The 12,183-nt window shown below is 73.3% G+C and carries 10 protein-coding genes; 1 reads left to right on the top strand and 9 read right to left on the bottom strand.

Annotated features, from left to right (window positions below; genetic code table 11):
- Positions 1-192 precede the first annotated feature (192 nt).
- The 5 genes from ACYUD3_RS18685 to ACYUD3_RS18665 form a co-directional block, all read right to left on the bottom strand.
- A complete protein-coding gene (locus tag ACYUD3_RS18685; RefSeq protein WP_470971132.1) occupies positions 193-1,845 on the bottom strand; it encodes a sensor histidine kinase in 1,653 nt (550 codons plus the stop codon).
- Entirely contained in the window at positions 1,838-2,491 is a 654-nt protein-coding gene (locus ACYUD3_RS18680) for a response regulator (RefSeq protein WP_470971130.1), read from the bottom strand. The genes ACYUD3_RS18685 and ACYUD3_RS18680 overlap by 8 nt, the downstream gene beginning before the upstream one ends.
- 105 nt (positions 2,492-2,596) lie before the next feature.
- Positions 2,597-2,986, bottom strand: a complete 390-nt coding sequence (locus ACYUD3_RS18675; RefSeq protein ID WP_470971128.1) for a hypothetical protein — start codon at positions 2,984-2,986, stop codon at positions 2,597-2,599.
- Entirely contained in the window at positions 2,973-4,580 is a 1,608-nt protein-coding gene (locus ACYUD3_RS18670) for a multicopper oxidase family protein (protein WP_470971125.1), read from the bottom strand. The genes ACYUD3_RS18675 and ACYUD3_RS18670 overlap by 14 nt, the downstream gene beginning before the upstream one ends.
- Before the next feature lie 7 nt (positions 4,581-4,587).
- Positions 4,588-5,742: a fibronectin type III domain-containing protein gene (locus ACYUD3_RS18665; protein WP_470971123.1), complete on the bottom strand. Its 1,155-nt coding sequence runs from the start codon at positions 5,740-5,742 to the stop codon at positions 4,588-4,590.
- A gap of 728 nt (positions 5,743-6,470) precedes the next feature.
- Between ACYUD3_RS18665 and ACYUD3_RS18660 the strand changes: the two genes are divergently transcribed.
- A complete protein-coding gene (locus tag ACYUD3_RS18660; RefSeq protein ID WP_470971121.1) occupies positions 6,471-8,570 on the top strand; it encodes an AfsR/SARP family transcriptional regulator in 2,100 nt (699 codons plus the stop codon).
- Here the strand turns inward: ACYUD3_RS18660 and ACYUD3_RS18655 are convergent.
- From ACYUD3_RS18655 to ACYUD3_RS18640, 4 genes are read right to left on the bottom strand one after another with little or no spacing between them, the layout of a single operon-like run.
- Positions 8,472-9,371 (bottom strand): prephenate dehydrogenase, encoded by a 900-nt coding sequence (locus ACYUD3_RS18655; protein WP_470971118.1) that lies wholly within the window; start codon positions 9,369-9,371, stop codon positions 8,472-8,474. The genes ACYUD3_RS18660 and ACYUD3_RS18655 overlap by 99 nt on opposite strands.
- Complete coding sequence (locus ACYUD3_RS18650; RefSeq protein ID WP_470971116.1) at positions 9,335-10,951, bottom strand: glycoside hydrolase family 13 protein; 1,617 nt, start codon at positions 10,949-10,951, stop codon at positions 9,335-9,337. The genes ACYUD3_RS18655 and ACYUD3_RS18650 overlap by 37 nt, the downstream gene beginning before the upstream one ends.
- Positions 10,948-11,604: an HAD family hydrolase gene (locus ACYUD3_RS18645; RefSeq protein ID WP_470971114.1), complete on the bottom strand. Its 657-nt coding sequence runs from the start codon at positions 11,602-11,604 to the stop codon at positions 10,948-10,950. The genes ACYUD3_RS18650 and ACYUD3_RS18645 overlap by 4 nt, the downstream gene beginning before the upstream one ends.
- Positions 11,586-12,170, bottom strand: coding sequence for a sugar O-acetyltransferase (locus ACYUD3_RS18640; RefSeq protein ID WP_470971111.1), 585 nt, complete (start codon positions 12,168-12,170; stop codon positions 11,586-11,588). The genes ACYUD3_RS18645 and ACYUD3_RS18640 overlap by 19 nt, the downstream gene beginning before the upstream one ends.
- Positions 12,171-12,183 lie beyond the last annotated feature (13 nt).

Here is a 12,183-nt window from a genome sequence, read left to right as displayed (position 1 = left end):
GCGAAGCGCCGGGCTCCAGGCGCCGGGCTCGAACTGCCCGACTCGCGGCGCCGAACTTGAACCGTCAGCCTCGCAACGCGGGACGCGAAGTGCCGGGCTCAAAGCTGCCCGACTCGCACGCCGGATTCGCAGCGCCGGCCCCGAACCGCCGGCCCCGCCCCCCCAACTCCCGCCGCCCCCCAAGCCCCCACCTCAACGCCCCCGAACCCCCCCACCCGGCGACCGCCGCCCCCAAGAAACCCCCCGCCAACCAGAACCCCGAGTCAGCGATCCGGCCGCCTGAAGAACCGGCAGAACCGTCCGCACCTCCGTACCACCCCCCACCCGTTCCCCCACCGTCATACACCCCCCAAGCTCCCGCGCCGCATCCCGAAGCAACCGCAGCCCCAGATGACCGTCACCCCCACAGACCTCCCCCGCCCCCAGCTTCCCCCCGCCCCCCGTCCCGCTGCCCCCACCTGTCCCCGCCCCGTAGGCTCCGCCCGCCCCCAGCTTCCCGTCGCCCCCCGGCCCCTCCTCATCGCCCCCACCGGTCCCCGCCCCACCAACCCCACCCTTCCCAGTCCCGCCAGCTCCCCCTACCTCCATCCACTTCCCGCCAGCTCCCCCCGCCCCCGTCCCGCCAACCCCACCCTCCCCAGTCCCGCCAACTCCCCCCGCCCCTTCCCCCAACCCCCCAACCCCCTTCCCATCATCCGCCACCCGCACCACCACAGTCCTCTCATCCGCAAACACCTCAATCCAAGCCGCCCCCGCCCCCGCATGCTTGAGAATGTTCGTCACGCACTCCTGAGCCGCCTGATACGCCAGCCCCGCCCGATCGGCGTCCGGCGTCGCGCGGATGTCCACCGCTGTCGTGACCGTCAGCCCCTGCGCCCGCAACCGCCCGGCCAGCTGATCCACCGCGTGGGACAGGCCCTCGCCGGTGAGGTCGGGCGGATACAGGCCCGCCATCGTCGTGCGCAGGGAGCGCACCGAATCCCGCACCGCCTGGGTCGCCTTGTCGAGGATGTCGTGGGTCAGGGCGTCCCCCTGCCCGTCCAGGCGGGAGCGGACGGCGGCGAGGGCGTAGCTGGCGCCGGCTAGGTCCTGGACCACGCCGTCGTGGAGATCACGGGCGATCGCCCGCCGCTCCCGCTGCGACGCGGTGAGCGCCCGGCTCAGCAGGCGGATGCGTTCGGCGTCGCCCCGGCTGACGCGGCGCAGCAGGTGTACGGAGAGGGGGAAGCGGGCGGCCAGCACCAGCAGCAGGGGCAGGAACACGAACGGGACGAGGACGCGGGCCAGTTCGGTCCAGGCGGTGGTGAGCGAGGCGTCGGTGGAGTACACCTCCAGCGCCAGCCGCTCGCCGGAGTCCAGCTCCAGGGGGACGTACACCTCGACCAGGCGGGGGCCGAAGGGGAGTTCGGTGACGTTCTCGGGGCCGGATAAGTCGGACAGCCCGGCGTGGCTGGCGCCCCGCTCGATGGCCTCGCGGACCTCGCCGTGCTGGGCGAAGGAACGCCCGGTCGCGCTCGGGTCGTTGGAGTAGACGATCACGCCCTGGCTGTTCCACACCTTGACGCGGACGACCTCGCTCTCCTGCCGCCGGGCGTCGACGGCGGCGTCCAGCCGGGTGCGCACGCTCTGGTCGCCGCCGAGGAGCCCGGGCAGCGCGGGCCGGAAGACGACGTCCCCGACGATCCGCGCGGACCGGGTCGCCTCGCGGAGGGCGGTGCGCTCCGCGACGGTCTGGACCGCGTACGCCGTGGCGGCGCCGATCAGGGCGAGGGTGCCCAGGGCGGTCACCACCATCGCGGTCGCCACCGCGCGCACCCCGGCCGGCCCGCGCAGGGGCTCAGCCATCGTGGCGCGCCGCGATGAGGCCGAGCCGCTGGGCGGTCACCACCGCCTCCAGCTGCGAGCGCGCCCCGAGTTTGAGGTGGAGCGCCTTCACATAGCCCCGGCAGGTGTTGACGCTGATGTGCAGCAGCCGGGCGATCGCCGCCGGGCCGAGCCCCTGGCCCATCAGCGTGAGCACTTGGGACTCGCGGCCGGTGAGCGCGGGCGCGCCGGGCTGCGGCGGAGCCTCCGGGGCGCCGAACGCCGACGCCGGCACCAGCATCTGGCCGGGTCTGGCCTGGCGCAGCGCGTCCAGCATCTCCTCCAGCGAACCGGACTTCGGCACGAACGCGCTGGCCCCGGACCGGGCGGCGCGCACCACCCAGTCGGGGTCGCGGTGCGCGGAGACGACCACGACGGTCGTCTCCGGCAGCGCCTCGCGGATGCGCCGGGTGACGTCGAGGCCGTTCTCCTTGCCGAGGCTGATGTCCATGACCACCACGTCGGGGCGTTCCCGGTGGGCCAGTTCGACGGCCGCCGCACCGCTGTCGGCGTACCCCGCGCAGTCGAAGTCGGGCTGCGCGGCCAGTGCGAGCGCCAGGAGTTCGGCGAAGGAACGGTGATCGTCCACGATCAGCACCCGCACGGCCGTCGATCTGGCTTGCTCCACCCTGCACCCCCGGCTCAGCGGCTCACGTCCCGTAGGCATGTAACCACGGAGTGGTTGAAAATCACACTAGTTGTGTGGGTGGTGTGAATATTTTCGGTCACCGGATCACAGCAGGTCGGAACCGGCCAACCACAGCACCCACGCCACCAGCCCGACCCCGAGAAGCACGTTCCCGGCCCGCGCCCGCACCACACCCGGCGCTTCCCGCAACAGCAGCCACAGCGCCGCCAGTTGGACGAACAGCACCGCCACCGGCAGCGGACCGGCCCACGCCGCCACGGCGTACGCGCCGCTCAGCAGCCCCAGGACGACGGCCGCCGCGCCCGGGACCCGCCGCGCCGCCCAGGCCGCCCCCGCCGCGGCGAGCGCCGCGACGAGGGGGCCGAACGCGACCGCCGACTGCTGCTGGAAGGCGACGAGATGCCCGCAGGCCGCCACCAGGCACAGCGGCGCGACGAAGGAGCGCGGGGCCGGGGACGCCTCAGAGAGCGTCATCACCGGCCCCCAGCTCCGGTCCCGGCTGCGGTGCGGCCGGGGCGGCGAAGACCGGATGGTGCTCGTCGCTCGGCGGACCTACCCGGAACTGGCCCATCATGTCGTGGTCCTCGTGGACCAGGTTGTGGCAGTGCAGCATGTACCGCCCGGTGTGCGGCCCGAACCGGGTCACCACGCGCACGGTCTCGTTCTCGCCGACGTACACCGTGTCCTTGCCGCCCGCCTCCCACACCTCGGGCGGGCGGCCGTTGCGGTCCAGGACCCGGAAGTCGACCAGGTGCGTGTGCACCGGATGCCACCAGCCGCCGGAGTTGTTGACGAACTCCCAGACCTCCACGTCCCCGAGCCCCGGGTCCGCCCACACGAACTCGTAGTCCGACGCGATGACATCGGCCCAGGTCCGCCCGTTGACCGCCCACTGCCCGTCGGTGCGATGGAACCTCAGCGTGCGCGTCCGGGTGGCCATCGCCTCGGTGAGGTCCATCGCCGGCGCGTGCGGATCGAGCACGTCGGGGACGGCGTTGTCGGACAGGTCGGTGGCGTCGCCGACGACGTCGAAGGCCATCACGTCACCGGTCGTGTCGTAGTCCTCGACGTTCTTCACGCCAAGGTTGCGCAGCACCACCCGCTCGCCGACCCGGTACTTGGCGAAGTCGATGACCACTTCGTACCGCTCCCCGATGCCGTGCCGGTACCCCGTCACCGACTTCGGCTCGGGCATCAGGCCCGCGTCGGTGCCGATGAACACGAACGGGTCGCCGGTGCTCAGCGTGAAGTAGAAGCCGCGCGACAGGGCCGCGTTGAGGATGCGGAAGCGGTACTTGCGCCGCTCCACCCGCATCACCGGCCAGGGCCGCCCGTTGACGAGGATCACGTCCCCGAACAGGTCGCGGTGCCCGTCGTCGTCGTACAGCAGCTGCCCGTCCTTGTCGAACATCGCGTCCCGGACGACCAGGGGGACGTCGTAGCGGCCCTTCGGGATCGGCAGCGAGCGTTCCAGCTCGTCGTGGAGCAGGTAGGGGGCGGCCAGGCCCATGTAGGCGTTCTCGGCGGTGTGGTGGACGCCGTGGTCGTGGTACCAGAGGGTGCGGGCGTTCTGGGCGTTGGGGTAGTGGTAGTCCTTGTACTCGCCCGGCCGGATGACGTCGCTCGCGTACCCGTCGTACTCCGGCAGCGAGGCGAGCCCGTGCAGATGGACCGAGGCCCACGCCTCGTAGCCGAGCCGGGGGTGGCGGGCGGGCAGGTCGTTGAGGTGGCGGACGACGACCTGGCGGCCCCGGGTGGCGTGGATCGTGGGGCCGCCGAACGTCCCGTCGTACGACCAGGTCTCGGTGCGCAGGCCGGGCAGGATCTCGGTGACGGCGCTGCGCATGCTGACGGTGTAGTAGTCGGTGGTGGCCGAGCGTTTGACCGGCACGGCCGCCGGGGGCACCGCGAACGGGACGGTGAACGGCTTGGGGAACTTGCTCACCGCGACCCGGTCGGAGGGCGTCCTCTTCGCGATCGTCAGCTGCTCCAGCGGCACCGCGAGGGCCGCCGTGGCGAGGACGCCGTACTTGACCACGTCCCGGCGGGACAGGGGGTTGTCGCGCATCGGGGGGTCACTCGGCCGGGGCGGCTTCGGCGACGGCCGCGGTCACCGCGCCGGCCCGCAGCGCCGGCGGCCAGGACTCGCCGGTCTCGCTGAACGCGTGGACCTCGATCCGCTTGCCCGCGACCGACGCGGGCAGCGTCGCCGTGGTCGCCGCCGGGTCGCTCACCCGGACCCCGAACTCGGCCTGCACCCCGCCCTGCGCGAGCTGGTCCACGGCGCGCACGGCGTAGCCCAGCACCGGCGCCGCCCCCGGGATCCGCGGACCGGGCGTCCAGCTCACCGTCGTCGAGGTCCCGTTGTCGCTCACCGTCACCCCGGCCGGCGGGGCCGGGCGCAACTGGGCCGGGCCCGCCGGGCAGTTGCCCATCGCGGGGCCGCCGACCTCGCCGAACTCCGCGACCGTCTCGCCCTGCGGATTGCCGGCCGCGTCCTGGCTCTGCCAGCTCATCGCCTCGTGCAGCCCGCCGGCCGCGAGCTGTGCCGCCTTGGCGGTGCGGAACTCGTACGTCGCCGTGAACGTGCCGTCCCCGACCCGCAGCCCCGAGCGGTAGCCGCCCTTCGGCGCCGCCACCACCGGACCCGGCAGCGCGCGCACGTCCCGCCGCCCGATCTCGGTGTCCCGCAGCGCGGGCGCGATGATCCGCTGCTCCATGAACGCCGGGGTGCCCGCCGGGTCCAGCCGGCCCTGGACGACCAGCGTGGTCGGCGTGGTCAGCCCGCCCCCGGTGACGGCGGTGCCGAGGGTGACGGCGTCGGCGGCGACCGTGGCACCGAACCGCACCGACACCACGTCACCCGCCCGGATGTCCGGGGTGACCGGCAGCCCGCCGCCCGCGCCCCAGCACAGCCCGCCGGGGTGGTTGATCTCGATCGCCGGCTCGCCGTCCTCGATCGAGGCGGCCGGTGCGACGGTCCCGGTGGCCGACCCGATCACACCGGTGCCGGGGCGCGTCACCTCCACGGTGATCAGCTCGCCCGCCCGGCCGGAGAAACCGTCGATCGAGACGTAGTCCCGGTCCGGGAAGACCGTGATGTTGTCCGGGAACACCGGTACCGCGGCCCGCGCGACACCGGGTCCGGCGACTCCGCCGGCCACCAGCATCGCCCCGGCCGCCCCCGCGACCATCCCGCGTCCCGCCCTGCCCCTGAGAAACCCGCTCATGCCGAATCCCCTTTCCTGCGTGGGTCTTTGCACCGAACGGGCTCAAGGCTGCCGGGGGACCGCGCCGGGCGGCAGCCGCGTCTTGGGGGGTGGGGACACCCCCAAAGTGGAGGAGTACGGGTTGCCGTAACGTTATTCTTTCCGGCGGCCGGCGGTACGGATATGCCCGTGACATCGCGGGGCCCGGCTGTAAGGGAATTCCTTACGGGTGTTTCTTTTCCATTGACGGACCGGCAGTCGGCTGTCCCGTCGCCTGAAGTTGGCCGAGATGTCGATTGATGGACACAGAAGGGTGTGGACACCGCCCCCGGGCGGGGGCGGCACGCTTGCACTGACCTGGTCCGAGTCCACACCGTGTGTACGCTCCCCGGACGCCACCGTCGGTTTTCGGAAACCCGTGGGGTACGTGCATGGTGAGTCCAGTGCATAGATATATGCAAGTTTCTCCGCTGATGGACGGCATTGCGGCCGGCTGCTCGCTTCTGCGGGATTCCCGGGCTGCATGCGCTTTGCAAGCGGATGAATAGGGCGATATTTCAGAGAATGCGGCGGACCGGTCGGGCCTCGGGTGGGCTTTTCTGTGCGGTAATGCTCTTCTCGTATCAGGGGCCGGACGGTAAAAGCGCGTACAAGTGACATCCTGGCCAAGGGATGTCGCGGTCTCGAAAAATAGCCAACCGGCCGAATAGGGGTGGACGGAGTTCTGGGCGGGACGTTAGAAATGTCGAATGAAATTTCAAGCACTCGGCCGCCTGGAAGTGGCTGGATCGAACGGAACCCTCTGCCGGGTCCGGGGGGTGCGGCAACGGATTCTGCTGGCGCTGCTGCTCTTGAATGCTCCGGAACCGGTCTCCAGGGACCGCATGATTGATGTGCTGTGGCCGGAGAAACTTCCCCAGGACCCCATCAACGCATTACATCTCCAACTGGCGAAATTACGCCGCCTTTTCGGCGACGACCGCTCCCGGATCGAACGCAGGGAGGGATTCGGCTACCAACTGCGCCTGTACCAGGGCGAGTTCGATGTGGACGACTTCACCCTGCTGGCCGCCAGGACCGCCCGGCTCGTGACCCGGGAGGCGTGGTGCGAGGTGATCGCCACCGCCGAGGACGCCCTGGCCCTCTGGCGGGGCCCGGCCCTCGCGGACGCCGGTGACCACCCGCTGCTGGACGACTGGCGGGCGTCGCTGGAGGAGTCACGGGTGACGACGTACGAACACCTCGCCGAGGCGCGCATCGTGCAGCGCCAGTACGGCGTCGTCATCCCCGAACTGACCACGCTGATCAGCGACTTCCCGCTGCGGGAGAACCTGCGCGGGCTGCTGGTGCGGGCGCTGTACGGGGCCGGCCGGCAGGCCGAGGCGCTCGATGTGTTCCGCGATGTCGCCAGGGCCCTGCGCGAGAGCCTCGGACTCGACCCGTCCCCCGCCCTCCAGGCGCTCTACCACGCGGTGCTGAACCACGACATCGCCGCGCTGCGGATCGCACCGGAGTCCCGCCCCACCCCGGGGGTCTGGACCGACGGCTCCTCGGGCTGGACCGACAGCGCCGGGCCCGTCTCCCTCCTGCGGGAGCCGGCGAGGCGGGACCCGGCGAAGACGCCCGCGGCCGCCCCCGCCGGCAATCTGCGCCCCGCGCTGTCCCTGCTGATCGGGCGGGACGAGGAACTCGCGGCGCTCCGGGAGATGCTGCGCCGCAGCAGGCTGGTGACGGTGACCGGGCCGGCCGGGGTGGGCAAGAGCCGGCTGGCGGTGGAGGCCGCGAGCGGATTCGGCGAGCGGTTCCCCGGCGGGCTGTGGCTGGCGCAGCTGTCCGCGTTACCGGTCGACGCCCGCCAGTGGCAGGTCGTGGCCGCGCTCGCCGAGGCGCTCGGACTGCCCGGCGTGGGGGAGGGCCACACGGTCGTCGACCAGCTGGTGGAGGTCCTGGGCGAGCGGCGGTTGCTCGTCGTCCTCGACAGCTGCGAGCACGTCCGGGAGGCCGTCGCCACCACGGTCGACGTACTGGCCCGGCGCTGCCCCGGGCTCACCGTGCTGGCCACCGGCCTGGAACCGCTGGCGGTGGAGCACGAGGCGGTGCTGCGGCTCGGGCCGCTGCCGCAGCAGGCGGCCGTCGAACTCCTGCGCGGCCACGCCGCCCGCAACGTGCCCGCCCCCGAGTGGGACCCGGTCAGCCTGGACACGGCGCTGCGGATCTGCCACCGGCTCGACTGCCTGCCGCTCGCCATCGAACTGGCCGGCGCCGCGACCCGGATGCTCACCGTCACCGAGATCGAGGCCCGCATCGAGCAGGGCGACCTCCAGCTGCTGGCCCGCCCGCTCGGCCCCGCGCCCGCCCGGCACACCACGCTCCAGGCCGCCCTCGACTGGAGCCTCAGCCTGCTCACCCCGCAGGAGCGCCGCTGCCTCCAGATGCTCACCCGGTTCCCGGGCGCCTGGGACCTGGAGTCGGCCGAGACGGTGTGCGTCGGCGAGTTCGTGCCCCGGCACAAGGTGGCCTATCTGCTGGGACAGCTGGTGGCGAAGTCGCTGGTGCTGACCGTGCGCACCGGGGACGGAACCCGGTTCCAGATGCTGCGCACGGTCCGCAGCCATGTGCTCGGCCGGATGAAGGCGGCCGGACAGCAGTCGCCCGGCCGCCCCCGGCAGGAGCACACGCGGCCGGAGGAGAAGGCCCCCGCCTACAGAGCGCCGCGCGGCCTGGGCCCCGCGGTGCTCCTGACGACGGCCTCAGTCACCGACGGGCAGCCGGCCCCGGTGCCCCTGGAGCCGTGCACCGGATCCGCCGGCCGGGAGCCTGGCGTGCCCGCGGACGCCGCGCACCAGTAACGCGGTCAGTTCCGCCAGCGCCTCCTCGTCGTCCGCCTTGCTCAGCTCCCGCAGTGCCGCCAGCGCGATCCCGAGTTCGTCGGCGAGGTCGCCCAGCACATCGGCGACCGCCGGCGCGTTGGCCCTGAGGATGTCGGCCCACAGCACCGGGTTGCCGGCCGCGATCCGCGTCGTGTCCCGAAACCCCCTGCCGACCAGCGGCAGATGGGCCGGATCGCTGCCCAGCAGCCGGCCGGCCAGCAGGCCGGCCATCAGGTGCGGGACGTGGGAGGTGAGGCCCACCGCCCGGTCGTGCTCGCCGGGCCGCATGACGAGCGGCCGGCCGCCGCACGCCTCGGCCAGGGCGCGCGCGGTGTGCTCCGCGCGCTCGCCGGCCGCCGGGGGCGGGGTGAGCACCCAGGTGCAGCCGTGGAAGAGGTCCGCGCGGGCCGCGAACGGCCCGGACAGCTCACGGCCGGCCATCGGATGCCCGCCGACGAACCGGGTGAGGTCGCAGCCGAGGTCCGCCGCCTCCTTCAGCAGCGGGCCCTTGACGCTGGCGACGTCGGTGTAGACATGGGCGAGCCCGGCCCGCTGCTGCTCGTCCAGGACGGCGGCGACGCTGCCCGGCGGGGTGGCGAGCACCGCGAGGTCGACCGGGGCGCGGGGGACCTCCGCGCGTCCCGCGCCGAGCTCGGCGGCGGCCCGCGCGGTCTCCGGCTCCCGGTCGATGAGGTAGACGGTGACTCCTTGTTGGCGCAGAGCCAGCGCGACGGAGGTACCGATCAGCCCGGTACCGACGATGGCGACGCTGTGCAGCATGGAACTCTCCGATCCAGGGGGGTGAGCCAGGCCGTGGTGTCGGGGGCCAGCACGGCGGCCGGTGCCTGGCTGGTGAGCAGGACGCCGTACCCCGGGGGCAGGGGGACGTCCCGCTCGGACAGGTTGACGACACAGCGCAGGGCGCCGCGCCGGAAGTCCAGGACGTCCGGCGCCGACGGAAGCCACTCCAGCTCCCGCGCCGCCGGCAGCCGGCGGCGCAGCCCGAGAGCCGTGCGGTACAGCGTGAGCATGGAGTCGGGATCGGCGCTCTGCCGCTCCACGGTGAGGTCCGCCCACTGCGCGGGCTGCGGCAGCCAGGGCGCCCGCCAGCCGAACGGGGGCTCGGCGCCGGACCAGGGCAGCGGGACGCGGCAGCCGTCCCGGCCGGGGTCGGTGCCGCCGGAGCGCACGTGCATGGGATCGCGGCGCAGCGCGGACGGCAGGTCCTCGACCTCGGGCAGGCCGAGTTCCTCCCCTTGGTAGAGGTAGACGGTGCCGGGCAGGGCGAGGGTGAGCAGGGCCGCGGCGCGGGCCCGGCGGGTGCCGAGCGCGAGGTCGGTGGGGGTGGCGTGGACGGCGGCCTTGGTGTCGAAGGCGAAGGAGCTGTCGGCGCGGCCGTAGCGGGTGACCGTGCGGGTCACGTCGTGGTTGCACAGCACCCAGGCCGGGGCGGCGCCGACCGCGTCGTGCGCGGCCAGAGTGGCGCGCACACAGGCGCGCAGCGCGTCCGCCGCCCAAGGGCTGCGCAGGAAGCCCAGGTTGAAGGCGGTGTGCAGTTCGCCGGGGCGCAGATAGCGGGTGAAGCGCTCCAGGTCGTCCAGCCAGAGCTCGCCGACCAGGACGCGCTCACCGGGATAGGAGTCGGCGATCTTCCGCCAGCCCCGGTAGATCTCGTGCAGCTCCTCCCGGTCGTCGTACGGGTGGGGGCCCGTGCGGCCGGCGAGGTCGGGCAGGGCGGGGTCCTTGGCGAGGACGTTGGCGGAGTCGACGCGGATGCCGGCGACGCCCCGGTCGTACCAGAAGCGCAGGATGTCCTCGTGCTCGGCGTGGACCGCCGGGTGGGCCCAGTTGAGGTCGGGCTGTTCGGGGGCGAACAGGTGCAGGTACCACTCGGCGCCGGCGCGCTGCCAGGCCGGGCCGCCGAACTCCGACGGCCAGTCGTTGGGCGGGAGTTCACCGCCCAGGCCGCGGCCGGGGCGGAAGTGGAACAGGTCGCGCTCCGGGCTGCCGGGCGGCGCGGCGAGGGCCCGCCGGAACCAGGGGTGGTCGGTGGAGACGTGGTTGGGGACGAGGTCGATGATCGTGCGCAGCCCCAGTTCCAGCGCCTCGGCGATGAGCCGCTCGGCCTCGGCGAGGGTGCCAAGGCGCGGGTCGACGTCCCGGTGGTCGACGATGTCGTAGCCGCCGTCGGCCATGGGGGAGGGGTACCAGGGGGTCAGCCAGAGGGCGTCGACGCCCAGTTCGGCGAGGTACGGCAGCTTCGCGCGGACCCCGGCCAGATCGCCGCTCCCGTCGCCGTCGCCGTCGGCGAAGCTGCGCGGGTAGACCTCGTAGATCACCGCGTCGCGCCACCAGGTCATCCGGCCGGCTCCAGGTCGAGGGCGGACAGGGAGGGCAGCACCTGGTCGGCGGCCGAGTAGTCGCAGCCGGCGGTGTGCGCGGTGGGGACGGCGACGACGCGCATCCCGGCCGCGCGGGCGGCGGCGAGCCCGGTGAGGGAGTCCTCGACGGCCAGGCATTCGCTCGGCGGCACGGCGAGTTCGGCGGCGGCGCGCAGATACACCGCCGGGTCGGGCTTGCGGTGCGCCACCTGGTCGCCGGTGACCACCACGTCGAAGAAGCCGAGGATGCGGTAGTGCCGCAGCCAGCGGTGCACCCACTCGCCGTCGGACGACGACGCCACCGCGAGCGCCCGCCCGCCCGCGCGCAGCCGCGTCAGCAGCGCCCGCACCCCCGGCATGAGCCGGATGTGCTCCGGCACGAAGTGCACCTCCCGCAACCCGTCCAGCTGCCGCTTCAGCACCTGCGGGTCGCCGCCGAGGAGTTCGGCGAGCCGGTGGTGGCCGTCCGCGTGCCCGCACACCTCCCGCGCCCACACCTCCCGGGGAAAGGGCCGGCCGTGCTCGGCGAACAGCGCGGAACAGGCGAGGAAGTCGGCGGCGACGGTGTCCACGAGGGTCCCGTCGAGATCGAGGACCACCGCCCGCACGCCCTTCACGCGTCCTCGCCCCACGGCAGGTCCCTGAGCGGACGGGCGGGGGTGCCGGCCGCGACGACCCCGGCCGGCAGATCGCGGGTGACGACACTGCCGGCGCCGACGACCGTGTCCCGGCCGATGGTCACCCCGGGGACGACGGTGACCCCCGCCCCCAGCCAGACGCCGTCCTCCAGCGTGACGGGCAGCGCCTCCTCCTGCCCCGCGCGCCGCGGCCCGGGGTCGAGCGGATGGCTCCCGGCGAGGATCAGGCACCGGGGGGCGATCAGGACGTCCGAGCCGATGGTGATCGGGGCGCAGTCCAGCATGACGGTGTCGAAGTTGATCCTCGTGCGGTCGCCGACGCGGATGAAGAACCCGAACTCGCACAGGAACCGGGGCATCACCCAGCCGCCCTCGCCGACCTCCGCGACCAGGTCGGCGAAGACGGCCCGGCGGGCCCTGGACTCGCTCAGGGGGGTGGAGTTGAGGACGTCGAGCAGGTCGGCGCAGCGCTCGCGGTAGGGGCGCAGGACAGGGTCGTTGGCGTCGTAGCGCAGGCCTGCGGCCATCCGCGCCTTGAGGGCGTCGATGCGGTCGGTCATGGGAGGTCTCTCG

Source organism: Streptomyces sp. AMJ-169, from assembly GCF_055597585.1.
The sequence above is the reverse complement of the archived record's forward strand: the minus strand, read 5'-3'. Positions and strand labels throughout refer to the sequence as shown.

Coding starts and splice junctions, on each gene's coding strand:
- ACYUD3_RS18660 (WP_470971121.1), top strand. CDS start 6,471: ATGAAATTTCAAGCACTCGGCCGCCTGGAAGTGGCTGGATCGAACGGA.
- ACYUD3_RS18650 (WP_470971116.1), bottom strand. CDS start 10,951: ATGACCTGGTGGCGCGACGCGGTGATCTACGAGGTCTACCCGCGCAGC.
- ACYUD3_RS18685 (WP_470971132.1), bottom strand. CDS start 1,845: ATGGCTGAGCCCCTGCGCGGGCCGGCCGGGGTGCGCGCGGTGGCGACC.
- ACYUD3_RS18665 (WP_470971123.1), bottom strand. CDS start 5,742: ATGAGCGGGTTTCTCAGGGGCAGGGCGGGACGCGGGATGGTCGCGGGG.
- ACYUD3_RS18675 (WP_470971128.1), bottom strand. CDS start 2,986: ATGACGCTCTCTGAGGCGTCCCCGGCCCCGCGCTCCTTCGTCGCGCCG.
- ACYUD3_RS18655 (WP_470971118.1), bottom strand. CDS start 9,371: ATGCTGCACAGCGTCGCCATCGTCGGTACCGGGCTGATCGGTACCTCC.
- ACYUD3_RS18640 (WP_470971111.1), bottom strand. CDS start 12,170: ATGACCGACCGCATCGACGCCCTCAAGGCGCGGATGGCCGCAGGCCTG.
- ACYUD3_RS18670 (WP_470971125.1), bottom strand. CDS start 4,580: ATGCGCGACAACCCCCTGTCCCGCCGGGACGTGGTCAAGTACGGCGTC.